Source organism: Kitasatospora sp. NPDC004614, assembly GCF_042873675.1.
Lineage (GTDB): Bacteria > Actinomycetota > Actinomycetes > Streptomycetales > Streptomycetaceae > Kitasatospora.
In genome coordinates this window covers 136,317-159,237 of record NZ_JBIALR010000011.1, presented here as the reverse complement: position 1 = coordinate 159,237, position 22,921 = coordinate 136,317, and the positions used below count along the sequence as shown (strand labels likewise).

Below are 22,921 nucleotides of genomic sequence, written 5' to 3'. Positions count from 1 at the left end.
GATCGGCAGGCGGGATGACGGACGGGATCACCATCGGCCAGGCCGCCGCGTTCGCCGGCATCACGGTGAAGGCCGTCCGGGTCTACCACCGCACCGGTCTCGTCGCCGAACCCCGCCGCGACAGCTCCGGCTACCGGCGCTACGGCACCGCCGAACTGCTGCGCCTGGTCCAGGTCCGCACCCTGGCCGGGGCGGGCGTGCCACTGGCCGAGATCGGGCCGATCCTGGACGCCGAGGGTGAGGAATTCGCGACCGCGCTCGACCAGGTCGAGGAGAACCTCACCCGGCGGATCGAGGAGCTGACCGCCCGCCGCGCCACGCTGCGCCGCCTCGCCACGGGCGACCGGGTGCTGCTGCCCGACCGGGCCTGCGCCATTCTCGACCGGATGCCTGGATTCGGTTTCTCCGCCGAGGACATGGCCATCGCGCGGGAGGGCCTGATCCTGGTCCGGGCACTGATGCCGGAGGGTTTCGAGGACTACCTTGCGCAGATCGAGCACGGCCTGGACGACCCCCGGCACGTCGCCCTGATCAAACTCACCTGGAGCGCCGGGAGTTGGGCGGCCGACGACCCCCGGATCGAGGACCTCGCCGAGGAGATGGCCCAGCACTTCCTCGCCGACCCGTCCCTGCTGCCCACCCTGACCGGCCTTCAGCACCAGGACGACGCCGTCACCCGCCACGACCTGCTCACCCACCACGGCGAGGACGACCGGCCGGGGTGGCGCCGGCTTACCGCGCTGATCCAGCAGAAGCTGCGCGCGGCCGGCACCGAACTGCCCTGACGGCGATCTGGGACGATGAGGGACGTGAACGACTCACCGAACCCCGCCGACGCCACCGTTGACCAGGTGGTGGAGTCCCAATGGCAGTTCAAGCGCGCGGAGGCGGCCGCGATGGAGTACTCCTGGGCCGATTCGTACCGGCAGTTGATCGAGGCCGCCTACACGGAGCCGGTGCTGCGGGCCCTGTATCCCTTCACCAGCCACTGGGGACTGCGCTTCTCCACCACCACCGGGCCCCTGATGGCGGCGGTCGGCCCCGTCGTGTCGGCGAACGGCGACGGTGATTTCGGGGTGGGCACCGGGATTCTCGCGCCCGACCTCGGACGCTTCACCACCGCGGCGGAGGCGGTCGCGTGCGCCGTGCGCGAACTCCCGTCCGACATCGGGCCCGTGATTCACGGCTCGGCGCTGCGGCCGATGGGCGCCGGGTAGGCTGCCGGGCATGTTCGAGTACCACGGCTGGGTGACCATCCGGGAACGCGCCGACGCGGAGGACGACGAGGACTTCGCGGCGGAACAGGCGCGCCTGTGGCGGCTGGTGGCGGCCATCGAGGAGCGGGCCCGGGAGTTCGGCGGGCACGGGCTGGTCGACGTGCGGTGGATCAACGGCCAACCGTTCCTGCACCTGGGCGGTTTCAGCAACCACACGTACCCGGCGATCCTGGCCTTCTACCGGGAGGTCGGCGTCCGCGCGCCCGGCTCGTACGGTCTGCTGTACGTCCACGACGAGGAGGACCGGGCGCACGCCGACGGGTTCGTGGTGCACCGGATGGTGCGGGGGCAGGTGAGCGTGCACGAGGACACCCGCCTGTCGCCGTGCATCCCGGTGCTGGAGGACCCCTGGGTCTCCTGACGCGAGGTCAGGGGCGGCGGGCCAGGAAGACGAACTCGCGGCCCGGGCGGTCGGGTGCGTCGCGGACCTCGTGGAGGCCGAAGCCCGCCGCTTGCAGGTCGGCCGTCACCTCGGCGCGTTCGCGGAAGCGCAGGGTGGAGTCGGAGGTGAGGTGCCGGCCGTCCGAGGCGAAGACGTAGTGCGAACGGAACGTCACCAGCGGCCCGTTGACGTCCAGCAGGTCGATCCAGGACTCCACCTGGCCGACCTCCGGCAGGTCGTCGAGCTGGTGGGTGGCCTCCCGGGTCCAGCCCTCCCAGGCGCGGCGGGACGGGTCGCGGGTCTCGAAGACGAGGTGGCCGCCGGGGCGGAGTGCCGCGTGGGCGCCGCGCAGGGTCGCGAGCCAGTCGGCGGGGTCGGTGATCGCCTGGGCGACGTTGGCCGTCATGGTGACCAGGGCGACCCGCAGCGGCGGCAGCGTCGTCGCGTCGCCGCAGATCCAGCGGACGCCGTCGCCGCCCGGCTTGGCCCGGGCCACCTCGACGGAGGCCGCCGCCGGGTCCACGCCCGTCACCTCGATGCCGCGCTCGGCCAGCAGCAGGGCGAACACGCCGGTGCCGCAGCCGAGATCGAGGACGCTGCGGGCGCCGAGCTCGTCGGCCAGGGCGAGATAGGGGAGCAGGTCGGAGCGGTCCGGGTCCAGCGCGTCGTAGAGCGCGGCCAGTTGGGGGTCGGTGAAGCACTCGTCAGCCATGCGGGCGAGAGTACGCCCGGGCACCTGCCGATTCGGGAGGCGGTGGAAACCGGTTGTCGCCGGGACGGGATGTTGCGTACGGTGCTCGGGTGAACACCGGAACGGCCATGGGCCACGCACGGATTGGTGAACCGGTGGGCGGCTGAGGCCGCCCCGGGTGCCTTCGGGGTGCCCACCGGTCAGGGGACCGCCCGGTCCTGGGAGCACGTAACCGCCCAGACCGAGCAGGCCGGCCATGCCTGCGCCAACCCCCCGACACCGGAAAAAAGAGGTTCACCTACCACCATGCCTGCTGCTTTCAACCACACCATCATCCCGGCCGTGGATCGCGCGGTCTCCGCGCTCTTCTACCGCGAGCTGCTGGAAGCCGAAGAGGCCCCGTCCTGGGGGCCGTTCAGCAACCTGACGATCGCCGACGGTGTGCTGCTCCAGTTCGCCGAGCCGCCGGTGGAGATCCAGATGCACCACTACGCGTTCCTGCTCGACGACGAGCACTTCGACCGCGCCTACGCGCTGCTGCGCGAGCGCGACATCCCGCACTGGGCCGACCCGCAGATGCAGCGCCTCGGCGAGACCAACACCGAGCACGGCGGGCGCGGCGTCTACCTGCTCGACCCGGCCGGTCACGGCCTGGAGCTGATCACCCGCCCCTACCTGTAGGCGCCGTAGGCGTTCCACGGTGCGGGTGCGAGGATGACCTGATGGACGATCAGGATCTGCGCGCGGCCCTCGCGGAGCTGCAACTCACCCTCGCCCCGCACCTGGACGCCGACTGGGGCGTTCCGGCCGGCGGGCTGGAGTGGTCGTGCCAGGAGACGCTGGCGCACATCGGCCACGATCTGCTCGCCTACGCCGGGCAGCTGGCGGCCCGTCCCGACGACCGGTACCTGCCGTTCGACCTGACGGTCCGGCCGGGCACCGACCCCGCCACCACCTTGCAGATCGCGCTGGCCTGCGGCGAGTTGCTGGCTCTCGCGCTGGCCGCCGCCGGGCCCGACCTGCGGGCCTGGCACTGGGGGCCGGCCGATCGGGCCGGCTTCGCCGCGATGGGCGTCGCCGAAATCCTGCTGCACACCCACGACATCGCCACCGGCCTCGGCCTCGGCCTCGACCGCACCCCGCCGCCGGCGCTCTGCGCCGCCGTGCTGGCCCGGCTGTTCCCCGACGCGCCGGCCGGCGACCCGGTGCGGGTGCTGCTCTGGTGCACCGGACGCGGCGAACTGCCGGGCCTGGCGCGGCGTGAGTCGTGGGGGTGGCGAGCGGCGCTGTCGTCCTGAGCGGTGGCGTCGTCCTGAGCGGTGCCGTCGTCCTGAGCGGTGGTCAGGACGGCGCGAGTCGTGCAGCCGGTGCGTCCTGAGCGCGGTGGTCAGGACGGCGTCGGGACCATCCGGTGCAGGCCCTTGCGGTCGTAGTAGAAGGTCATCGCGAAGCCGAAGACCAGCGCCACCACGAAGCCCACCGCGATCATCACCCAGGCCCGGGTCAGCCCGGCGTCGGCCTGCGCGTCGAAGTACAGGATCGCCCGCACCCCGCCCGCGACCTGGCGCATCGGTTCGAACGCGCCGAGGAAGTGGTAGAAGGACGGCGTGGCCTCGAGCGGGATCGTCGCGCCCGAGGACGGCAGGGCGAGCGCGATGAAGACGAACATCGCGACCAGCTGGCCGAGCGTGCCGAACGCCGCGTTGATCGCCTGCACGCCCAGGCCCACCGTGACGCAGGCGGCGAACGAGAACACCCACAGCAGCGGCAGGTGCGGGGCGTCCATGCCGAGGATGCCGATCGTCGCCAGCATGATCATCGTGGTGGTGACGACGGACAGCCCCGCGGTCATCTCCATCTTCACCACCAGCGTCTGGGTCCGGTTGATCGGCACCGTCGGCCGGCGCCAGTGCCACGGCCCGATCTCGCTGTCTGCGTAACCGAGCGACGTGTCCACCCCGTTGTGCACCAGGTTGGCGCTCAGGAACCCCGCCAGCACCAGCAGCAGCGTGTAGTAGAAGGCGCTCAGGCCGAGCCCGCTGTGCCGTCCGATCGGATGCCCCGGCTGCACCCGGACGTCCACCGGGTCGGCCAGCAGCAGCCGCGCCGTCGCCGAGGCGTTCGGCACGGCCGCCGTCAGCTGCTTGCCGAGCGCCTGCGAGGAGCGGTGCGCCGACTGCTGGGTGATCTGGCTCGCCAGCGAGGACGCCAGCGAACCGGTGCCCGGATTGGTCAGTGCGAACAGCACCGGACGTGCCGAGGCCTGGTTCGTCGTCAGCGCGGCCACGGTGCGGGAGAAGTCCTCCGGCACCACCAGCGCCCCGTACACCTGCCCCGAGGCCAGCAGCTCCTGCGCCCGCTCGCGCGACACCCGCTGCCACTGCACCTGCCCCGGCGGCGTCCCCGCCGCCACCGCGTCCGTCAACTCCGCTCCCAGCGGCGCGGATTGGCCCGGCAACGGCGGTCCGGCGTCCGCGTCCACCAGCGCGATCGGCATCCGGTGCAGATGGTCCGTCGGGGTCAGGATGCCGCCCATGTACAGCAGCGACAGCACCAGCGCGACCAGCGCGCTCAGGACGCCGGGGACCAGCCACATCCGCCACCGGCGCAGCACCTGCCACGCGCGGGCCTGCCGGGCGGGTTGTTGCGGGGGAACCTCGGTCGCCATGCCACTCCACCCTGTCGACGCCAGCTGCGGTCCCCCGAAACCCCCATGACGATAGGGTCCGGGCGCCGTCCGAATGGCCGCGACACCGGCCGGGCTCACCCCAATGGGCCAGCCCGGGTTGCGCGGTGGCGTTCGCTAGGGTTGGTCCATGGACGAACAGGACTCCCTGGACGAGCAGGTGACGGCGCCGTTCGGGAACTTTCCGGACGTGCGGCGGGCGCTGGACGCCGTCGCCGAACTGGCCGGGCCGGTGGCGGCCGCGCTGAAGCACTGGGACGCCGAACTCGCCGGCGCCGTGCGGTACGTGGACACCGACCCGGAACTCGCCGACACCGCCGTGTTCTGCGCCGCGTACGACGTCCCCGCCGAGGCGTCCGCGAACTGCGTGGTGGTCGCCGCCAAGCGCGGCGGCGAGACCACGCTGTCCGCCGGGCTCGTGCTGGCCACCACCCGACTCGACGTCAACAAGGCGGTGCGCGGTCACCTCGGCGCCCGGAAGGCCTCGTTCGCGCCCATGGACACCGCCGTCGGCGAGAGCGGCATGGAGTACGGCGGCATCACCCCCGTCGGCCTGCCCGCGCACTGGCCACTGCTGATCGACGCCGCCGTCGCCGCCACCCCGTGGGTGCTGATCGGCAGCGGACGGCGCCGCGGCAAGCTGATCCTGCCCGGCGCGGCACTGGCCGCGCTGCCCGGCGCGCAGGTGTTGGACGGGCTGGCCGGCTGAACCTTTCGGCAGCGGGAACACCGGGCGGGCGGCTGAGGTTGGAGGGGATGGTCCCGCCGGGCAGCGTCCCGGCGGACGGGCCACGCACCGCACCAGGGGTGCGGACGTCCCACGCGAGGAGTGAGAACGAGATGACCACGGACCGGGCTGTCCTGGCCGGCGGCTGCTTCTGGGGAATGCAGGAGCTGATCCGCAACCTCCCCGGCGTCCAGTCGACCCGCACCGGCTACACCGGCGGCGAGAACGCGCACGCCACCTACCGCAACCACCCCGGCCACGCCGAGGCGCTGGAGATCGTCTACGACCCGGCGCGGATCAGCTACCGCACGCTGCTCGAGTACTTCTTCCAGATCCACGACCCGAGCACCGTGGACCGGCAGGGCAACGACATCGGCAGCAGCTACCGCTCCGCGATCTTCTACGGCGACGAGCAGCAGCGCGCCACCGCGCTCGACACCATCGCCGACGTCGACGCGAGCGGCCTCTGGCCCGGAAAGGTGGTCACCGAGGTGACGCCGGTGGGCGACTTCTGGGAGGCCGAGCCGGAGCACCAGGACTACCTCCAGCACTACCCCAACGGCTACACCTGCCACTTCCCGCGGCCGGGGTGGAAGCTGCCGGTGCGTGACGCCTGACGGCGGGTCGGCGGGCGGTGTGGGGATGATCGTCGGCCGGGTGCGGTTGATCGTGTGTCGGTCGACGGCCGGTGGTTCGGGGTGGTGTCAGCTGCGGCCGGGGTGGAAGCTTCCGGTGCGTGACGTCTGACGGCGGGTCGGCGGGTGGTGTGGGGGTGATCGTCGGCCGGGTGCGGTTGGTCGTGGTCGGTCGACGGCCGGTGGTTCGGGGTGGTGTCAGCTGCGGCCGGGGTGAGAGCTGCCGGTGCGTGACGGCGCCTGACGCGTAGTCGGGGGTTGGCCGCCGATCGGGTATGCCCGGTCGGCGGTCGCGTGTTTTCGGGTCGAGCCAGGTCGAGCCGGGTGGGGTCAGTGCTTGGCGCGGGCGCGCAGCCGGTTTCGGGGCGGGTGGTTTCGGGGCGAGTGGTTCCGGGCCGGGTCAGTGTTCGGCGCGGGCGCGCAGCAGGGTGTCCAGGGAGTCGACGATCCAGTCCCAGGACGCCTGCGGGTCGACCGGTGTGTGGGCGAAGCCGCCGGCGGCCTCGAGTTCGATGTAGCCGTGGAACGCGCCGCCGAGCAGGCGGACCGCGTGGGTCTGGTCCGGCTCAGGCAGGTGGTAGCCGCGCAGGATCGCCCTGGTCAGCTGGGCGTGGCGGGGCGCCGCGCTGCTTGCCGCCGTCTCCGGGTCCAGCCGCAGGCGGGTGGCCTGGTAGCGCCCCGGGTGCTCGACGGCGTAGCCGCGGTACGCCTCGGCGAACGCGGCCAGCGCGTCGCGGCCCGCCCGTCCGGCGACCGCGTCGGCGGCCCGGTCGGCGAGTTCGGTGAGCGCCAGCAGGGCGATCCGCACCTTCAGGTCCTGCGAGCTCTTCACATGCGAGTACAGGCTGGCCACCTTCACGTCGAAGCGCCGCGCCAGCTCCGTCACCGTGACCTGCTCGAAGCCCACCTCGTCGGCCAGCTCCGCACCCGTCCTGGTCAGGACCTCCGCCGACAGACCTGCACGCGCCAACTGGACCCGCCTCCTGCTGCTCGATCGTTCCTTCTCCAGCGATTATCCATTTGCCTAAACGACTTAGGCAAATTAGCGTGGCGTTTCGTGAGAGAGCTGACCGACCCCGAGATCCGCGCCGCGTTCCTGAACTGCTCCAAGGGCGAGGCGAAACGCCTCAACCTGCCCCGCGACCTGGCCGACCTGCCCTGGTCCGACCTCGACTTCCTCGGCTGGCGCGACCCGCAGGCCCCCGACCGCGCCTACCTGGTCACCGTCCACGACGACCGCCCCCGAGCCGTCGTCCTGCGCAGCTCCGCCGCCGCCAGTTGGCAGCCCCGGCGCAGCATCTGCTCCCTCTGCGTCACCACCCACACCGGCGGCGTCTCCCTCCTCGTCGCCCCGCTCGCCGGCCCCGCCGGCCGCCAGGGCAACTCCGTCGGCGCGTACATGTGCAGTGACCTCGCCTGCTCGCTGTACGTCCGCGGCCTGCGCGAAACCGGCACCCGGATCCACGAATCGCTGACGGTGGAACAGCGGATCGATCGCGTACGGGACAATCTGGCAGGCTTCCTCGCCAAGGTGGAGGGCGCGGAAGCGAGTTGACAGGTGTCCCCGCCTCAACGAAGGCTGCGCGTTCTCGCTGAACCCTGGTGACCGCCAGCTTGCGTAGGCAGACCAGGGCCCGCCGGGAAGGCCGAAGTTTGCAGCGGCGGTCACCAATGCTCCCCGGCGATGGACCAGTTGACCGGTAGCCAACAGGGCCTGGGTGCTCGGACCTCCCGGCGGTGTGCTTAACCTTTGGTGAGACTGTTCAACCTTCGCTTCGCTGAGACAGGACAGAAGCGAGTTGACATGCCGGAGGGGGCAGGAATGAGCGGGATCGCCGAGGCGGACGTGGACGCGTTCGACGCGCTGGAGCGCCGGATCTGGGCGGGCCGGGCCACCGCCTACGCCGCGAGCGTCGCCCGGCTGTGCGCCCACCCCGTGCCCGCACTGCTCGACGCCGCCGGCGTCGGGCCCGGCAGCACGGTGCTGGACGTCGGTACCGGGACGGGCACCGCCGCCGCGGCGGCCTGTGCGCGCGGTGCCCGCGTCACCGCCGTGGACGCCGAACCGAGCATGCTGGCCGAAGCGAGGCGCGCCGCGCCCGAGGCCGAGCTGCACACCGCCACGCTGCCCGAACTCCCGTTCGCGGACGGCACGTTCGACGCGGTGGTCGGCAACTTCGTGCTCAACCATGTCGGACGACCCGCCGAGGCGCTCGCCGAACTGCGCCGCGTGCTGCGCCCCGGCGGACGACTCGCCCTCACCACCTGGGCCGCCCCCGCACCGCCCGGACAGTCCCTGCTCGGCCGCGCCTTCGAAGCCGCCGGGGCCGTCCGCCCCACCGACCTGCCCCCGCCACCTGCCGCCCTGCGGGCCGTCACCGAGGTCGACGGCTTCCTCGCGTTGCTTGCCGCAGCCGGTTTCGGCGGGGTGGACGGCCGGGTGGTGGCGTGGAACCACCGGACGGCCGTGGAGACGTGGTGGGGCGGCCCGGCCGACGGGGTCGCGTTCCTGGGGGAGCTGTTGCGCCGCCAGTCGCCGGAGGTGCGGGCCGGGGTGCGGCGCGAGTTCGATCGGCTGGCGGCCGAATTCGTGGGCGAGGACGGCGGGTTGGAGCTGCCGCATGCGGCGGTGCTGGTGGCTGCGCGGCGTTAGGCAGTGCGGTCGGCCGCTTCGCGGGCGTCCAGCAGTTCGTCCAGGTGGGTTTCGGCCCAGGTGCGGGCGGTGGCCAGCAGGTCGAGGAGGCTGCGGCCGAGCGGCGTCAGCTCGTAGTCGACGCGGCGGGCGGGGCCGGGGTGGACGGTGCGGAGGACGAAGCCGTCGCGTTCCAGCGACCGGAGCGACGCGGTGAGCACCTTGGGCGTGATGGTGCGCAGCGGGACCCGGAGTTCGGAGAAGCGGCGGGGCCCGTCCGCCAGGCACTGGACGATCATGCCCGCCCACTTGTCGCCGCCCACCCGGATCGGCACCAGCTCGGACGGGCACACTGGATCGAACATCTCCGGGTCCAGGGGCTCGCGCATTGGCCCACCGTAGCGCCGCGCCCCGGTATCCGGGCGGAAACCAGGGGGGTGGCTACCGTCCGGAGGCACTACTGGCAGTGCGACAGGTCGAGGGAGCAACTCATGCGCAGGATCATCATCTTCGGTGCGGGCGGACGCGTCGGACGTGCGGCCGTCGCGGACGCCGTCCGCCGAGGGCGCCACGTCACCGCCGTGGTGCGGAACCCCGACGCCCACCCGGACCTGGCGGGCCTCCATGTGGTGACCGGTGACGTCACCGATGCCGGTGTCGTCGCCGACCTGGCGGCCGGGCACGACGCCGCCGTCATGGCCGCGTACGACGCCGGTGCCCGGCCGGACGCGTTCTTCGCCGCCGCCGCGCACGCCCTGGTCGACGGACTGGAACGGGCAGGCGTCGAACGGCTGATCACCCTCGGCCTGGCCGCCACCCTCGAACTCGCCCCCGGCACACCGCTGATGGACGCCCCCGGCTTTCCGCAGGAGTACCGCCCGTTCTCGCGCGCCCACGCCGCCGGCAGCGCCGTGTACCGCGCCGCCGATACCGTGCTGGACTGGCTGATCGTCAGCCCCGCCGGCGACTTCGACCACACCGCCGCACCCACCGGCCACTACACCGTCACGACCGGCGACTTCGCCGCCCGCGTCACCCACGCCGACTTCGCCCGCGCCCTGCTCGACGAGATCGACACCCCTCGCCACCACCGCACCCACCTCGGCATCGCCGGGGTCTGAACGCTCAGCGCACCTCGGCGGACACCTGGGTGCCGAGTTCGCGGAAGCCGAGCCGGGCGGCGACCCGGCGGGAGGCCGGGACGCGGGCGCGCCACTGGGGGAGGAGGCCGGCGGCGAGGGCGTGCCGGGCGGAGGCGGCGGCGGTGTGACCGGCGAGGCCGCGGCCGCGGTGGGCCGGGTCGGTGAGCACGCCGAGATGGGCCGTTTCGAACGGCCAGGCGCGGTAGCCGCAGGCGGCGATCGCCCGGTCGTCGGCGAGCACGGTGAAGACGGGGGAGGTGAGGTCTTCGAGTCCGGCCTCGTCGGCGTCCTGCTCTCCGGCCCGGCGCTCCAGGTCGCGCAACCGGGAGTCGGTGGGCGGGAGTTGGACTGTCGAGAGGGTGGTGGGTGGTTGGGGTCGGAGCCCATCCGGGGCGAGGTAGGCGAGCGTGGCCGGGCCAAGTAACTCACCGATCGGGAGGAGTTCGCGCAGCCGCTCGGCATCCCCGGCCACCGCCGTCGGGTCCTTCCGCAGCGCCGCCCGCACCAGCCGCGCCCGCCGCTCGTCCGGCGCCGTCGCCAGCACCGCACCCCCGAGTGCGATCAGCCCGACCCACCCGGGCGGGCACAGGCCGGAGCGCGGCGCGACGGCGACGGTCACCCCGCCGGGTGGCGGGAAGGCTGCCCCGGCCAGACCTTCCCAGAGACGCCAAGCGGATTGCGGTAGCGAAGAGTTCGTCATCACCGCATCCTGCCCGGCCTGCCGCGCGCCCGGCACCTCGATTTCCGGGAGGGGCCGGGGCAGCGAGTTGAGGTGACGTCAGGTCGGTCGACCGGGGTTGGTAGCGTGACGTCTTTCGTGGTCCGACGAGTCGGGGGTGTCGCGGTGACCATCATGGTTGTCGTCAGGTACGGGGCCAGTGGCAAGCTCATGGACGTCCACCGGCCCGCGGACGCGCCGGAGCCGATGCCCGCGGTGCTGCTCTGGCACGGCCGGGGCCCCGACGAACGGGACGTCCTCGCGCCCGTCGCCCGCGCCGCGGCGGAGCGGGGCGTCGTCGTCCTGGTGCCGGACTGGCGTCCCGACGCCCCGGACGGCGGGCGAACGCACCTGAGGGAGTCGGCCGCCTTCGCGCGGCAGCACGTGGCCGAGTTCGGCGGGGATCCCGAGCGGATCGCGCTCGCCGGCTGGTCGCTGGGCGGCAAGGCCGCCGTGGGTGTCGCCGTGAACCCCGGAGCCTTCGGCGACTGGCGGCCGCAAGCCGTGGTGGGAATCGCCGGCGCGTACGGATCGGCGGCACCGACCACCGGTACCGTCCCGCTCGACGACCTGCGCGTGGGCGGCGACCAGGGGGCGCCGGTACCGGTGTGGCTGGTGCACGGCACCGCCGACGCGGTGGTGGACGTCGAGCGGTCACGCGAGTTGTTCACGGCTCTCACGGAACGGGGCCGGCCGGTGCTGCTCCACGAGGACGTGACCGACCACGCCGGCGTCATCATGACCGAGTTCGTCCCCGAACACGCCCGCTGCCTGCCCAGCACCGCCGACCACGCCGTGCGGGCGGGGACGCGGACCGCGGAGGTGCTGGCGCGCGCGGCGGGCATCGCTGCGCGCAACTCCGGCCGTTGGTTGTGAGGTGACGCGCTGAAGGCGGCGGCAGTGCAGCGAAGGGTTCAGCGATCGAGCCCCAGTGCGTCGGGAATGCCCCCGATCCAAGCCGCTCGATCAGGTTCCTGTGCGGCAACGCGGTCCAGCCCCTCGATGAACCGCCGGCGCTCCTCCGGCTCCATGCTGCCCAGTTCGTGGGCGATCTCTTCCAGGGCGTTCAGCGCAATATGCGAGTCATGGCCCACCGTGACGAGGTCGTCCAAGGCCGCGATCGCCGCCAGCAGGGCCCTGACGACTTCGTCCCCCCGAGTCACAACTTCGCCTTCCTCGATGTGAGTTGTCACGGTGAGACGCCGCCACCTTCCGGATCGGTCAGTGGCCGCCGCGGGGGCGTTCGCAGCCGCCTTCGAGGTAGGCGCCGTGGACCTCGATGCGGGCGGCCGAGGAGAGGTTGCCGGTGAGGCAGCCGCCCGGGCCGGGGACGGAGAGGGTGAAGTGGATGCCGTCGCCGTAGGGGGTGAAGTTGGCGTCGGGGTAGCCGAGGCCGGTCATCAGGGTGCGGGCCTGGCTCACGTCGATGGGGGCGGACTTGACGGCGGCCGTGATACGGGCCGCGTGGGCCTCGCCGCGGCAGCGCTGGTTGTCCGTCAGGGTGGCCATCTGCAAGTAGGCGTGGTTCTCGGCGTACTTGGAGTTCTCCGGGTCGGTCCCGGAGGTGGCGGGCGGCGGAGTGGGCGCCGTGGTGGCCTTGTCCGCGCAGAGCTTCGCCACGTCGGGGAACTTCCGGTCCACTTCGGCGAGTTGCTGCTGCCAGCGCTCCTGCGCCTCCTGCTGGGCCTGGTTGGCGCTGGCCGAGGTCTGCGGGGCCGGGGCCGCCTGACCGGAGTCGGTCACGTGCTTGCTGCCGCAGCCGGTCAGGGCCCCGGCGGTGGCGAACACGACGGCGGCGAGGACCAGGACAGGACGCTTCACGGCGAGTACTCCAAAAAAGACTGTGGCGGGCCCCGGGCGGCCCGTCCCCCAGGCAGGCGATCCTTCGGTGTGCGATGGATCGTCCGACAGAGTATCCGTGCTCAGGTTCGAGGCCCGAAATTCGCTGGAACTCCCGGGAAGGAGCCGCCATGATCGTCGAATGGGAGCATTGGACGGCGTGGCGGCAAGAGTCGCCGACGGGGCCACCGTTGAGTTCCGGCCGAGCGGTTCGTCGATGGTGCCGCTGATTCGCAGTCGGCAGTCGGTGCTCGTCGCACCGGTGGACCCGACACTGCTGAAGGTCGGCGACATCGTGCTCGCCCGGGTCGCCGGCACCGTGTACCTCCACCTGGTGTCCGCCCTCGGTCCGGCCCGGCGGCGCGTGCAGATCAGCAACAACCGGGGCCGCGTGAACGGCTGGACGGGCCACGACCGGGTCTTCGGCATCTGCGTCTCGGTCGACGGCGTGGCGCGGCCCGGTGCGTCGAGCCGGACGATGCCGGTCGGGTCGGGTGATTCCGCGTGAAGGACGAACACCTGCGGCACCGCTCGTCGTTCGGCGCCGCAGCCGGAGCGTACGCCGCGCACCGTCCGGACTACGCGCCGGCCGCCGTCCGGTGGGCGCTCGAACCGGCGCCCGGGCGGCGGGTGCTGGACCTCGGGGCCGGGACGGGCAAGCTCACCGGGTGCCTGCTCGCGGCGGGCGCCGAGGTCGTCGCCGTCGAACCCGACCCCGCGATGCTGTCCCAGCTGCGCCGGGAACTGCCGGAGGTGCGGGCGCTGACGGGGTGTGCGGAGTCGATTCCGTTGCCGGACGGGTCCGTTGACGCCGTGCTGTCCGGCAACGCGATGCACTGGTTCGACATGGACGCGGCCGGCCCCGAGATCGCCAGGGTGCTCGCCCCCGGCGGAGTGCTGGCCGGCCTGTGGAACCTGTTCGACGACGGAGTCGCCTGGGTCGCCGGGCTCGCCGAGGCCGGCGGGAGCGCGGCGATCGGGCCGCGCGACGTCCCCGCGAGCTGGCGCACCGGGACGGCCCGGATGCACCTGCCCCCGGCCGGCGGGCCCGCCCGGTTCGGGGCCGCCGAGCAGGCCGAATTCCCGCACGGCCAGCGCCGGACCGCCGATTCGCTGGTGGCGACGCTCGCCACCAAGGCGGGCCTGCTGGTCATGCCGGAGCACGAACGGGAGGCGCGGCTGGCCCGGGCCCGGGACTACCTGGCGGGTCGGCCGGAGACGGCGGACGGCGAGTTCGTCCTGCCGATGCTGACGGGGGTGCTGCGGGCCCGTCGGCTGTGAACCGCGGTCAGGGCCGGTCCTCGTGGAGAGGGATGGCGTACACCGGTTCCGGGCCGAAGCTGGTGAAGCCGGACTTGCGCAGGATCGGGCCGGACGTGGCCGGGTTGGCCTTGACCAGTGCCATCGTCGCGCCGTGCGCCGCACCGTAGTTCAGCCGGGCGCCCAGCACGGCGCGGTACACCCCGCGACCCCGCCACGGCTCGGCCGTCACGCCGCCGGTGAGCCGGGCGACGCCGTCCACCACCGAGACGCCGCCGGTGCCGACGGGCTCGCCGTCCACATAGGCGACGAGCAGGCCGCCGTGGCCGGCCGGGACGGTCTCCGCGTTCTTCGCCGCGACCGCCTCGATCCGTTCGGCGGGCGGGAGTTCGCCGCGAAACCCGGCGGCCTCGATCGTCAGCCCGTCGAGGGCCGTCGTCACGTCGGTGGCCCAGCGCAGCTCGACGTCCACCGTCGGGGGCCGGAGTTCGGGCGCACCGTCACTCAGATCGGCGGCCAGGATCTCCAGCTCGATCTTCACCTTCCCGCCGCGCGCGGACAGTTCGGCCTCCAGCCCCTCCGGGGCGCCGAGCAGCACCTGCCAGTCCAGCACCGGCGGCCCGAAAGCGCGGGCCCGCGCCATCAGGGCGTCAACGACCTGGTCCAGCGGGCGAGTCGGCGTGAAGGAGACCACCGAGAGGTCGAACGGGCAGTAGTCGGGCAGGCGGAGGAAGGTGAACTCCGGGTCCTCGACGACCTCGGCGTCGTCCGGCATCCACACCCAGGCCGCACCGGCGGCGGCGACATCAGAAACTGTCAGGCTCATGCGGGGGAGCGTAGGGGGCAGGATCGGAGAGCCCGGCGGCTGTTACCTGATCATGACGTGGCGGTGACGCGGCTGGTGCCCGGGGTCGGAGCAGGCCGGGGGCTTCGGTGATCAGCGGCCGGGTGCGAGGCGCCCGGTGTGGTCGCGCATGCGGGGGCGGTCCTCGGGGAAGCAGCTCGCCCACGGGCGGTCGAGCGGCAGCCACGCTGTCGGCTGCCCGTCCTCGGGGCTGAGCGGGGTGGCGGGGTCGGCCAGTGCGACATAGGACAGGCCGAGGGTCGGCGGCAGGTCCGGGTGGTACGAGCGGACGGTGGCGGCCGCCGGCTGCGGCAGCAACTGTGCGACGAGGCCGGTCTCCTCGCGCAGTTCGCGGGCGGCGGCCTCGCGCGGAGTCTCGTCGTCCTCGACCTTGCCGCCCGGCGGCACCCAGCCCCGGTGGCGGTTGCGCACCAGCAGCACGCGGGTCAGCGCCGGGTCGAAGACCCAGACCTCGGCGCCCAGCGGTTCGACCCGCCCGGTGCCCAGCGCGGTGGCGAACCAGCGGCGGGCATCGTCGAACTCGACGGCGGCCGATGCGGCGTCGGCGGCCGCGGCGGCGAGGGAGCGGCGTCGGATCTCTGCGATGGGCATCGGCGCACTCTATGGTCCGGGTCGGACATCGGGGCCCGGGCAACTGTGCTTCCCGCTGGTTGAGTTCGGCCGCCAGATGAGCGGGGCGGGCGGCCAGGGTTGCTCTGGGCGCCCCTGCGGGAGGGGGATAACCCCACCATCTGTGGGGTCGGTGGCCCCAGGATGCTTCCACCTGCTGTCGCCATGGGCTACTGGATCTTGGAAAGGCAGGCTGAACGCATACGAATTCCCCGAACGGAAGGAATCCTCCGTGTTCAACCTGAAGCCGTCCCGCCGCGCCGCGGCCCGCGTGGCCGCCGCCGGAGCCATCGCCGCAGTCGCCTGTACCACCGTCATGGCGGGAAGCGCCGGGGCCATCGTCAACGGTGACGCGGCCAGCGAGAGCTACCCCTTCATGGCGGTGATCCCGATGGCGGCGCCGGACGCCGGTCTGCTCGACGGCAGCTGCGGCGGTTCGCTGATCGACCAGCAGTGGGTCCTGACGGCGGCCCACTGCGTGACGGGCGAGGGCATCGAACTGGACGGCACCGTGCGGGTGGGTACCGACCAGCGGAAGTCCGGGGGAACGGTCCGGAACATCGACCGGACGTTCGTGCACCCCGGCTACGTGAACGGTGAGAACCTCGGCCCCAACAAGGACGACGTCGCGCTGATCCGCCTCGACCGGCCGGTTACCCAGCAGCCCATCAAGATCGCGAAGGAGGCGGGGCAGCCCGGCACCCCGACCCGGCTGCTCGGCTTCGGCAGCACCGTGGACGGCCAGTTCGCCTTCTCCGAGGACCTCCTGCAACTGAACACCCGGCTGGGCGCCGTCTCCGAATGCGACCCCGGCTACGCGGACCCGACCAGGCTCTGCACGATCAGCCTGAAGGCCAAGGCCATGGCGTGCATGGGCGACTCCGGAGGCCCGCAGCTCCAGAAGGCCCGCAACGGCCGGTGGGAGCTGGTCGGCGTCACCTCCGGCCCGGGCGCCCGCGGCGTGCCGTGCTCGGGCGGGCCGGGCCTCTACAGCAGCGCACCCGCCTACGCGGGGTGGATCAAGCAGACCATGAAGGACGCGAACGGCTACGGTCAGAACTCCGGCGGCAACGGGTCGAACGAGGATGCCCAGTAGGCGAGTTCGCAGTTCGGGACGCCGGCGCGCGATTGCGCACCGGCGGTTCGCCGTGCCGGGACGGCGAACCGGCCACCGTGGGGCCCGGCGTATTGTCGTTCGTCGGCGGACGGTCGGGTGAGCGAGGAGTGGGCGAGGTGCAGGGCGTGGTGGCGGTGCGGTGCGCGGATTCGGCGGGCGTCGGGGTGCGGTTGGTCGAGCGGACGGGGCCGGAGGCGGGGGCGGTGCGGTTCGCGGAGGTGTCGGCGCCCGGGCTGGCCGCGAGGGTGGAGGAAGCGGTCGGCTGGGTGGGGGCGGCGGACGGGCTCGCGGGGTTCCTGGCGGGGCTGGCGGAGGAGTTCCGCGGGTGGGACGGCGAGCGGGTCTGGGCCACGTACGACCGGGACTTGACGGTCCGCGCGGTGTTCCGCTCCGGCGGGTACGTCGGGTTGACCTGGACGGTGCGGCCGTGGCGCACGGCGCAGCGCGGGTGGGAGGCGTCCGTGACGACGTGGGTGGAGGGCGGGGAGCAACTGGCCGCGCTGGCGGCGGATGTGCGGGCGTTCGTCGACGGGGGGTGAGTGCCTGGGGGAGGCCCGCCGACCTCGGGAAACGGTCCGGTAGTGTCTGCTGCCATGTCGGCCGATCCTGGATCTACCTGCACCTGCTGCGGCGAGCGTCACGCAGAGCTTCCGATGAACTTCTCCAGCCCCGCGCCCGACTACTGGGAGCCGGGCATGGAGCAGGCGCCGGACTGCGAGCTGACGTCCGACCAGTGCGTGATCGGCGGCGAGGCGTTCTTCGTGCGCGGGCTGATCGAGCTGCCCGTCATCGGCGGGGACGAGGTGTTCTCGTGGGGCGTGTGGGTCTCGCTCAGCGAAAAGAATTTCGTGCGGGCGAGCGAGCTGTGGGAGACCCCGGGCCGTGAGTCGGAACCGGCGTACTTCGGCTGGCTGTCCACCGAGCTGTTCCCATACACGCCGTCGACGATCAACCTGAAGGCGATGCTCCACACCCGCCCCGTCGGCCGGCGCCCCATCATCGAACTGGAGCCGACCGACCACCCGTTGGCGGTCGAACAGCGCACGGGCATCACGATGGAGCGGGTTCGGGAGCTCGCCGAGGCGGTGCTGCACCCCGAGGTCTGACGCGAGTCGGCGTGCGGGGCGCGGTGGGTCTGGGGCCGGAGAGTGGACGGGGGATGGAATCCGGATTTCCGGATTCCATCCCCCGAAACTGTTGTGGCTATTGTCAGCCGATGGTGTAGGTGAGAACGGTCGGCGGCGTGGGGTTCGAAATTCCGTTGTGATCGAAGTAGACCCGAGTTCCGGAGGGGCACGCCTTCGGGGTGTAGGTGTACACCTGGTTGCCCGGCCACCAGATCTTGATCTGCACGCACTTGCCGTCGGCGGAGGTGTCTTCCAGCCAGCCCGAGACGTGCGTGACGGTGGCGCCGCAGCCCACGGAGTACGAGGACTTCCCGCCCGGGATCGTGACGGGCTTATTCGGCCCACAGACGGCGGCTGCGCTCGCAGGCCCGATGCCGACCGTCAGTACGCCGCCGAACGCCAGCAGGCAGCTGGCCGTCGCGGTGGCGGTTCGCTTCAGTTTCATGTCTCCCCCTTGAATCGGATTTGACCGTTCCATGGGCTTTGCCGTGCGATCGTCCACGAGCAGCCCAGGTCCACATTGCCGAACTGCCCGCCGCTTCGGCGGCCATTGCGGAATACTGCAAAGGTGCCGCAGGCAAAGTCGATCAATGCATTGGCGTCGATGCCGGACTTGAATTCGGGCGGGGGAGAGCGGAATGTTGAGCTTCCATTTTTCGGGGGAGGACGCGTTACGGATTCGGGTGGCTCCGGTCTCCCATCCGCTGTGGGACGTCGCGTGCAGCCTGCTGGTGCTCGGCGCCAGTGATCCCCCGGCCGCGTTCCGGCCGTGGCAGCGGGTGGTTCGGCGACATGTCGAGCGGGCTGGGTTGTCCGGGGCGTTGCGGGAGTTGACGTTGCTGAACCCCGCCGGTGGCAGCGCCCCGGGCTTCGTCGGCGGCCAGGAGGTGACGGATCCGGAGGCGGGCCCGGACCGGCTGATGTCTGCCGTGCGGGCCACGCTGCGCGAGGAGATGACGCTGTTCGCGCGGCAGGCCCGGCAGCTTCCGGTGTGGGCCGGGAGACTTGCCGAGGGCGACCGTCCGGACGTCCGGCGGCTGGGCGGGCTCGTCCGCCGCTATCACGCCGTCGCCGTCGCCCCGTTTGCCTCGCAGATCACCGCCGCTGTCGCCGCCGACCGGGCGGTGCGGGCGCGGGCCGCACTGGACCGCGGGGCCGAAGGGCTGATGACCAGTTACCGCCCGGACGGCCTTGAGTGGAGCGGTGGGGTTCTTCGGGTCCCGTGCCCGGTGGATGCGGACTTTCACATCGACGGCCGCCCCATGACCCTCCTTCCGTCGTTCTTTGCGACGCGCACCATGGCGATCGCCGATCCGCGCCTTCCCCCCGTGCTCGCCTACCCGCTGTCTCCGGGGGTGTCCTGGATCACGGCCTCGCCCCGGTCGGCCCCGGCCGGCTCGCACCTGCTGGGCCGGTTTCTCGGCCCCGGTCGGTGCGCGGTGCTGGCCGTCCTGGAGTCCCCGCTGTCGACCGGCCAGCTCGCGGACGCCCTCCACCTGTCGCCCTCCGCTGCAAGCCGTCAGGCCGCCGTTCTCCGCGAGGCCGGGCTGATCTCAACGGTCAGGGAAGGCCGGTGCGTTCGGCACGCACTGACCTCGGCGGGCCGGCAGCTCGTCGAGCGCCTGCGGGAGAGTGGTCGGAGCTGAGCGTGTCAGTGCGGTCCGCTTCACTTTCCGGGGACGGAAAGGGGGCACCGGGATGGGGTCTCTGGGAGTGCTGTTCGCGCTGACCGAGAGCGAGCGGACGCGGCTGTTGGCGTGTGAGGGCGACGAAGAGGTCATGGCGCTGGTCGGGGAGGTGGAGGAGGCCTGGGACGGGCCGCGGGTGTGCGAGTTGGACAAGGCGTGGGACGCGCTGCACCGGTGTCTGACGGACGGTCGGCTGGAGTTCGAGAACGGGGAGTTCCCGCTGTCCCACGTCGTTCTGGGCGGGCGGCTGCTGCTGGAGGACGACGACTACGTGGCCTGCTACGTGGATCCGGCGCAGGTGCGGGCGGTGGCGGCCGCGTTGGAGGAGGTCGACGAGGAGTGGTTGCGGGGGCGGTACGCGGAGCTGGAGTTCGAGGACTACGAGGGCGCGCGCGGCGAGGAGGACCTGGAGTACACGGTGTGCTTCCTGCCGGGCGTGCGGGAGTTCTACCGGCGGGCCGCGAAGGAGGGCCGGGCGGTGGTGTTCACGGTCGATCAGTGAGCGTGCCTGTCGCGGCTCTTCACGACTTTGCCATCAAATGATCATTCGTTTGCCAGGGCGATGACTACGGGCAGACCACCAGGACGGGTCGAATTCCCTTCGCACACCGACCCATTCGGCGAAAGGCGCCCGTCCGATGTCCAGCACTTCCGACCGTCCCACGCCCGACCAGCAGTTGCTCGCCGCCGCCGGACGGCTCGACCGGCGGCGGTTCCTGACCGTCACCTCGGCCGCCGCCGCGCTCGCGTTCGGCGTCAACCTGCCCGGCGCGCACGCCGAGGAGAACGAACTCGCGCCGCGCACCCTCACCGAGAACCCGTTCACCCTCGGCGTGGCCTCCGGTGACCCGCTGCCGGACGCGGTGGTGCTGTGGACCCGGCTCGCGCCGCGTCCGCTGGAGCCCGGGGTGGGGCTGCCGCGGGCGGGGAGCATCAAGGTCGGCTGGGAGATCGCCCGGGACGAGCGGTTCCGCCGTGTCGAGCGGCGCGGCAGCGCGAAGGCGCACGCCGAGTTCAACTGGTCGGTGCACGTGGACGCGACCGGCCTGGAGGCGGCCCGCGAGTACTGGTACCGGTTCACCGTCGGGCAGTGGACCAGCCCCGTCGGCCGCACCCGCACCGCGCCCTCGCACGGCCGCAAGCTCGACAGCACCAAGCTCGGGCTGGTCTCCTGCCAGGCATACGAGGACGGCTACTTCACCGCCTACCGCCACCTCGCCCAGGAGGACCTGGACGCCGTCTTCCACGTCGGCGACTACATCTACGAGTACGGCATCGACTCCGTCGGCGGCGACCGCAAGTACACCGACCGCGTCCTGCCGGCCGCCCTCAACCACGAGACCACCACGCTCGAGGACTACCGGCTGCGGTACTCGCTCTACAAGACCGACCCCGACCTGCAGGCCGCGCACGCCGCCCACCCCTGGTACGTCACCTGGGACGACCACGAGGTGGAGAACAACTACGCCAGCGGCATCCCCGAGAAGAACCAGGACCCGGCGCCGTTCGTCGCCCGCCGCGCGGCCGCCTACCGCGCCTACTGGGAGAACCAGCCGCTGCGGATGCCCAAGCCCAACGGCACCGACCTGACCCTCTACCGCCGCTTCCAGTACGGGCAGTTGGCGCAGTTCGACATCCTCGACACCCGCCAGTACCGCGACGACCAGGCCAACGGCGACGGCTGGCAGTACCCCACCCCCGAATCCCAGGACCCGAAGCGCACCCTGATGGGCGCCACCCAGGAACGCTGGTTCGCGGACGGGCTGCGCCGCTCCAAGGCGCTGTGGAACGTCGTCCCGCAGCAGGTGGTGTTCTCCCGCCGCAAGAACACCACCGCCGCCAGCTCCAAGCTGTCCATGGACGCCTGGGACGGCTACCCCGCCGCCCGCGAGCGCTTCCTGACCGCCGTCGACCAGGCCGGCGTCAAGAACCTGGTGCTGCTCACCGGCGACGTGCACGTCGCCTACGCGCTCGACGTCAAGCGCGACTTCGACGACCCGAACTCCCGCACCGTGGGCGTCGAGTTCGTCGGCACCTCGATCAGCAGCGACGGCGACGGCGAGGCCCACCCCGCCAACTGGGCCACCCTGACCGCCGCCAACCCGCACATGAAGTTCTACGACGGCCGGCGCGGCTACACCGTGGTCACCCTCGACCGCCAGCACGCCCGCGCCGACTACCGGGCCGTCACCCACATCACCCGCCCCGACGGCACCCTGCTCACCGCCGCCTCCTTCGTCACCGAGGCCGGCAACCCGGGCATCCGGCCGGCCTGACGCGGGCGGTGGCCTGCGACGGTTCGTGAGGATCCGGGCCGTCGCAGGCCGCCGGTCAGACCCGACGGCGAAGCCATCACACATCTTCACTGTCAGTCGTGGAGGAAGCCCTCCAGGGACGCCGCGAGGGCCACCGGGGTCTCGTACATCGGGTAGTGGCCGCTGCCGCCCAGCTCTTCGAGTTCGGCGTTGGGGTAGTGGGTGAGGAAGGTGCCGCGCATCACGTCGGCGGTGAGGGCGAGGTCGTGCTCGCCGACGATCACCTTGACCGGCACCGGGTTGCCGCTGATCCGGTGCTCCAGGTCGGCCGTCGCCCAGTCGCGGACGTAGCCGCCGAAGGCCTCGGGGGCGGACAGGCGGAGGGACTGGTCGACCATGCGGTCCAGCCAGACCCGGCCGGCCCGTTGGCCGGTGACCAGGTCGAGGATGGCGAGGCGCTTCTCCCGGTCCTCGGCGGCGCCGTAGAACAGCGCCTCGCCCGCCTCGTCCAGCGGGTACGCCCCGGCCGGCACCGGCGCCAGGCCGACCAGCTTGCGCACCCGCAGCGGCGCCTCGGCGAGTACCTGCTGGGCCGCCTTCCCGCCCATCGAGTGGCCGACCAGGGAGAAACGGTCCCAGCCGAGTTCGTCGGCCAGGGCGAGCGCGTCGGCGGCGATCTCGGCGAGCGTGTACGTGCCGGGAACGTCCTTGCGCTGGCCGTAGCCGCGGTAGTCGAGGAAGGCGTAGCTGAAGGCGTCGCCGTCGAGGTAGTCGAGGAACGGGCCCCAGCCGGCGCTGGTGCCGAACCAGTCGTGGAGGACCAGGACGTGGTGGTCGCCGGTGCCGGTCAAGCGGTGCGGAATCGTCATGCCCTCGGTCGTTCCCCACGATCCGCCCGCCTGAACAGGCAGTTCAACCGGAACGGGCGGCCGCCGCCCGATGAACCGGAACCCCGGAGCGCCACCGGATGCCGCACAGCGTTGGGCGCCGTGGCGGCGGGCCGCATGGGCGGAGGACGCGGAGCCCGTGTCCGGCCGGCGAGCTGGACTGCCGTCATATGACGGCGGCAAAATACCCTTTGGAGCGAGCTGGCTTCACGCGGACACCACCATTGTTGCCCTTTCCCTTCAGTGAACTCGCGGACACCGCAATTCACAATTCCACCGCCGACAGCAGCAGGCGCTGGGGAAATATTTCTCGGATTCCGGCCGGGCCGATCCGGAGTGGATTTCTCGCCACCACTGTGCCTCGCCGAGATCCCAGTGGCACCA

General features: G+C 72.3%; 30 protein-coding genes. 19 read left to right on the top strand and 11 right to left on the bottom strand.

Going from position 1 to position 22,921, the window contains the following annotated elements; translation table 11 throughout:
* Positions 1-14: 14 nt before the first annotated feature.
* The 3 genes from ACFYST_RS22880 to ACFYST_RS22870 are packed head-to-tail and all read left to right on the top strand — an operon-like array spanning position 15 to position 1,638.
* A complete protein-coding gene (locus tag ACFYST_RS22880; protein WP_387864984.1) occupies positions 15-785 on the top strand; it encodes a MerR family transcriptional regulator in 771 nt (256 codons plus the stop codon).
* Between the two features lie 24 nt (positions 786-809).
* Positions 810-1,217 carry a DUF6193 family natural product biosynthesis protein gene (locus ACFYST_RS22875; protein WP_387864982.1) on the top strand — a complete coding sequence of 136 codons (408 nt, stop codon included), beginning with the start codon at positions 810-812 and terminating at the stop codon, positions 1,215-1,217.
* 10 nt (positions 1,218-1,227) lie between these two features.
* A complete protein-coding gene (locus tag ACFYST_RS22870) occupies positions 1,228-1,638 on the top strand; it encodes an Imm7 family immunity protein (protein ID WP_387864981.1) in 411 nt (136 codons plus the stop codon).
* Between the two features lie 7 nt (positions 1,639-1,645).
* Here the strand turns inward: ACFYST_RS22870 and ACFYST_RS22865 are convergent, their stop codons facing one another.
* Complete coding sequence (locus ACFYST_RS22865) at positions 1,646-2,371, bottom strand: class I SAM-dependent methyltransferase (protein ID WP_387864978.1); 726 nt, start codon at positions 2,369-2,371, stop codon at positions 1,646-1,648.
* 285 nt (positions 2,372-2,656) lie between these two features.
* Between ACFYST_RS22865 and ACFYST_RS22860 the strand changes: the two genes are divergently transcribed.
* Entirely contained in the window at positions 2,657-3,031 is a 375-nt protein-coding gene (locus tag ACFYST_RS22860) for a VOC family protein (RefSeq protein WP_387864976.1), read from the top strand.
* A 41-nt stretch (positions 3,032-3,072) separates the two neighbouring features.
* On the top strand, positions 3,073-3,648 hold the full coding sequence (locus tag ACFYST_RS22855; protein ID WP_387864973.1) for a maleylpyruvate isomerase N-terminal domain-containing protein: 576 nt from the start codon (positions 3,073-3,075) through the stop codon (positions 3,646-3,648).
* 89 nt (positions 3,649-3,737) lie between these two features.
* Here ACFYST_RS22855 and ACFYST_RS22850 read toward each other — a convergent pair whose 3' ends face one another.
* Positions 3,738-5,018: a YhgE/Pip domain-containing protein gene (locus ACFYST_RS22850; protein ID WP_387864971.1), complete on the bottom strand. Its 1,281-nt coding sequence runs from the start codon at positions 5,016-5,018 to the stop codon at positions 3,738-3,740.
* A 148-nt stretch (positions 5,019-5,166) separates the two neighbouring features.
* On the opposite strand from ACFYST_RS22850, the gene ACFYST_RS22845 reads away from it, so the two are divergent.
* Positions 5,167-5,745 (top strand): YbaK/EbsC family protein, encoded by a 579-nt coding sequence (locus tag ACFYST_RS22845; protein WP_387864968.1) that lies wholly within the window; start codon positions 5,167-5,169, stop codon positions 5,743-5,745.
* Positions 5,746-5,876: 131 nt separating this feature from the next.
* Positions 5,877-6,380 carry a peptide-methionine (S)-S-oxide reductase MsrA gene (gene msrA / locus ACFYST_RS22840; RefSeq protein ID WP_387864965.1) on the top strand — a complete coding sequence of 168 codons (504 nt, stop codon included), beginning with the start codon at positions 5,877-5,879 and terminating at the stop codon, positions 6,378-6,380.
* Between the two features lie 418 nt (positions 6,381-6,798).
* Here the strand turns inward: msrA and ACFYST_RS22835 are convergent, their stop codons facing one another.
* Positions 6,799-7,368 (bottom strand): TetR/AcrR family transcriptional regulator, encoded by a 570-nt coding sequence (locus ACFYST_RS22835; protein WP_387864963.1) that lies wholly within the window; start codon positions 7,366-7,368, stop codon positions 6,799-6,801.
* 87 nt (positions 7,369-7,455) lie between these two features.
* Between ACFYST_RS22835 and ACFYST_RS22830 the strand changes: the two genes are divergently transcribed.
* Together ACFYST_RS22830 and ACFYST_RS22825 are read left to right on the top strand one after the other, a co-directional pair.
* A complete protein-coding gene (locus ACFYST_RS22830) occupies positions 7,456-7,953 on the top strand; it encodes an FBP domain-containing protein (protein ID WP_387641513.1) in 498 nt (165 codons plus the stop codon).
* A 267-nt stretch (positions 7,954-8,220) separates the two neighbouring features.
* Positions 8,221-9,051 (top strand): class I SAM-dependent methyltransferase, encoded by an 831-nt coding sequence (locus tag ACFYST_RS22825; protein ID WP_387864962.1) that lies wholly within the window; start codon positions 8,221-8,223, stop codon positions 9,049-9,051.
* Here ACFYST_RS22825 and ACFYST_RS22820 read toward each other — a convergent pair.
* Positions 9,048-9,419 carry a winged helix-turn-helix transcriptional regulator gene (locus tag ACFYST_RS22820; protein WP_387641519.1) on the bottom strand — a complete coding sequence of 124 codons (372 nt, stop codon included), beginning with the start codon at positions 9,417-9,419 and terminating at the stop codon, positions 9,048-9,050. The genes ACFYST_RS22825 and ACFYST_RS22820 overlap by 4 nt on opposite strands.
* A 102-nt stretch (positions 9,420-9,521) precedes the next feature.
* On the opposite strand from ACFYST_RS22820, the gene ACFYST_RS22815 reads away from it, so the two are divergent.
* Entirely contained in the window at positions 9,522-10,151 is a 630-nt protein-coding gene (locus tag ACFYST_RS22815) for an NAD(P)-dependent oxidoreductase (protein WP_387864959.1), read from the top strand.
* Positions 10,152-10,155: 4 nt separating this feature from the next.
* Here ACFYST_RS22815 and ACFYST_RS22810 read toward each other — a convergent pair whose 3' ends face one another.
* Entirely contained in the window at positions 10,156-10,872 is a 717-nt protein-coding gene (locus ACFYST_RS22810) for a GNAT family N-acetyltransferase (protein ID WP_387864957.1), read from the bottom strand.
* Between the two features lie 153 nt (positions 10,873-11,025).
* Between ACFYST_RS22810 and ACFYST_RS22805 the strand changes: the two genes are divergently transcribed.
* A complete protein-coding gene (locus tag ACFYST_RS22805) occupies positions 11,026-11,766 on the top strand; it encodes an alpha/beta hydrolase (RefSeq protein ID WP_387865131.1) in 741 nt (246 codons plus the stop codon).
* Between the two features lie 38 nt (positions 11,767-11,804).
* Here the strand turns inward: ACFYST_RS22805 and ACFYST_RS22800 are convergent, their stop codons facing one another.
* Complete coding sequence (locus tag ACFYST_RS22800; RefSeq protein ID WP_387641526.1) at positions 11,805-12,083, bottom strand: hypothetical protein; 279 nt, start codon at positions 12,081-12,083, stop codon at positions 11,805-11,807.
* A gap of 28 nt (positions 12,084-12,111) precedes the next feature.
* On the bottom strand, positions 12,112-12,711 hold the full coding sequence (locus ACFYST_RS22795) for a hypothetical protein (protein WP_387864955.1): 600 nt from the start codon (positions 12,709-12,711) through the stop codon (positions 12,112-12,114).
* A gap of 160 nt (positions 12,712-12,871) precedes the next feature.
* Between ACFYST_RS22795 and ACFYST_RS22790 the strand changes: the two genes are divergently transcribed.
* The gene (locus tag ACFYST_RS22790; RefSeq protein ID WP_387865130.1) at positions 12,872-13,237 is read left to right on the top strand and encodes a S26 family signal peptidase; all 366 of its coding nucleotides are present in this window, start codon (positions 12,872-12,874) and stop codon (positions 13,235-13,237) included.
* Complete coding sequence (locus ACFYST_RS22785) at positions 13,234-14,010, top strand: class I SAM-dependent methyltransferase (RefSeq protein ID WP_387864952.1); 777 nt, start codon at positions 13,234-13,236, stop codon at positions 14,008-14,010. The genes ACFYST_RS22790 and ACFYST_RS22785 overlap by 4 nt, the downstream gene beginning before the upstream one ends.
* Before the next feature lie 7 nt (positions 14,011-14,017).
* On the opposite strand, the gene ACFYST_RS22780 is transcribed toward ACFYST_RS22785, so the two are convergent.
* Positions 14,018-14,815 (bottom strand): GNAT family N-acetyltransferase, encoded by a 798-nt coding sequence (locus tag ACFYST_RS22780; protein WP_387864950.1) that lies wholly within the window; start codon positions 14,813-14,815, stop codon positions 14,018-14,020.
* A 111-nt stretch (positions 14,816-14,926) separates the two neighbouring features.
* The gene (locus ACFYST_RS22775) at positions 14,927-15,445 is read right to left on the bottom strand and encodes an NUDIX domain-containing protein (protein ID WP_387641537.1); all 519 of its coding nucleotides are present in this window, start codon (positions 15,443-15,445) and stop codon (positions 14,927-14,929) included.
* A gap of 250 nt (positions 15,446-15,695) precedes the next feature.
* Between ACFYST_RS22775 and ACFYST_RS22770 the strand changes: the two genes are divergently transcribed.
* From ACFYST_RS22770 to ACFYST_RS22760, 3 genes are all read left to right on the top strand, one after another.
* A complete protein-coding gene (locus ACFYST_RS22770) occupies positions 15,696-16,559 on the top strand; it encodes a S1 family peptidase (protein ID WP_387864948.1) in 864 nt (287 codons plus the stop codon).
* A gap of 128 nt (positions 16,560-16,687) precedes the next feature.
* The gene (locus tag ACFYST_RS22765; protein WP_387864947.1) at positions 16,688-17,119 is read left to right on the top strand and encodes a DUF6228 family protein; all 432 of its coding nucleotides are present in this window, start codon (positions 16,688-16,690) and stop codon (positions 17,117-17,119) included.
* Positions 17,120-17,233: 114 nt separating this feature from the next.
* Positions 17,234-17,686 carry a DUF2199 domain-containing protein gene (locus tag ACFYST_RS22760; protein ID WP_387864944.1) on the top strand — a complete coding sequence of 151 codons (453 nt, stop codon included), beginning with the start codon at positions 17,234-17,236 and terminating at the stop codon, positions 17,684-17,686.
* Positions 17,687-17,789: 103 nt separating this feature from the next.
* Here ACFYST_RS22760 and ACFYST_RS22755 read toward each other — a convergent pair whose 3' ends face one another.
* Positions 17,790-18,152 carry a hypothetical protein gene (locus ACFYST_RS22755; RefSeq protein ID WP_387864941.1) on the bottom strand — a complete coding sequence of 121 codons (363 nt, stop codon included), beginning with the start codon at positions 18,150-18,152 and terminating at the stop codon, positions 17,790-17,792.
* Positions 18,153-18,390: 238 nt separating this feature from the next.
* Here ACFYST_RS22755 and ACFYST_RS22750 point away from each other — a divergent pair, with 238 nt between their 5' ends.
* From ACFYST_RS22750 to ACFYST_RS22740, 3 genes are all read left to right on the top strand, one after another.
* Positions 18,391-19,353 carry an ArsR/SmtB family transcription factor gene (locus ACFYST_RS22750; protein WP_387864939.1) on the top strand — a complete coding sequence of 321 codons (963 nt, stop codon included), beginning with the start codon at positions 18,391-18,393 and terminating at the stop codon, positions 19,351-19,353.
* A gap of 52 nt (positions 19,354-19,405) precedes the next feature.
* Positions 19,406-19,897, top strand: a complete 492-nt coding sequence (locus tag ACFYST_RS22745; protein ID WP_387864937.1) for a YfbM family protein — start codon at positions 19,406-19,408, stop codon at positions 19,895-19,897.
* A 136-nt stretch (positions 19,898-20,033) separates the two neighbouring features.
* Positions 20,034-21,671 carry an alkaline phosphatase D family protein gene (locus ACFYST_RS22740; protein WP_387864935.1) on the top strand — a complete coding sequence of 546 codons (1,638 nt, stop codon included), beginning with the start codon at positions 20,034-20,036 and terminating at the stop codon, positions 21,669-21,671.
* A gap of 92 nt (positions 21,672-21,763) precedes the next feature.
* Here ACFYST_RS22740 and ACFYST_RS22735 read toward each other — a convergent pair whose 3' ends face one another.
* On the bottom strand, positions 21,764-22,519 hold the full coding sequence (locus tag ACFYST_RS22735) for an alpha/beta fold hydrolase (RefSeq protein ID WP_387864932.1): 756 nt from the start codon (positions 22,517-22,519) through the stop codon (positions 21,764-21,766).
* Positions 22,520-22,921 lie beyond the last annotated feature (402 nt).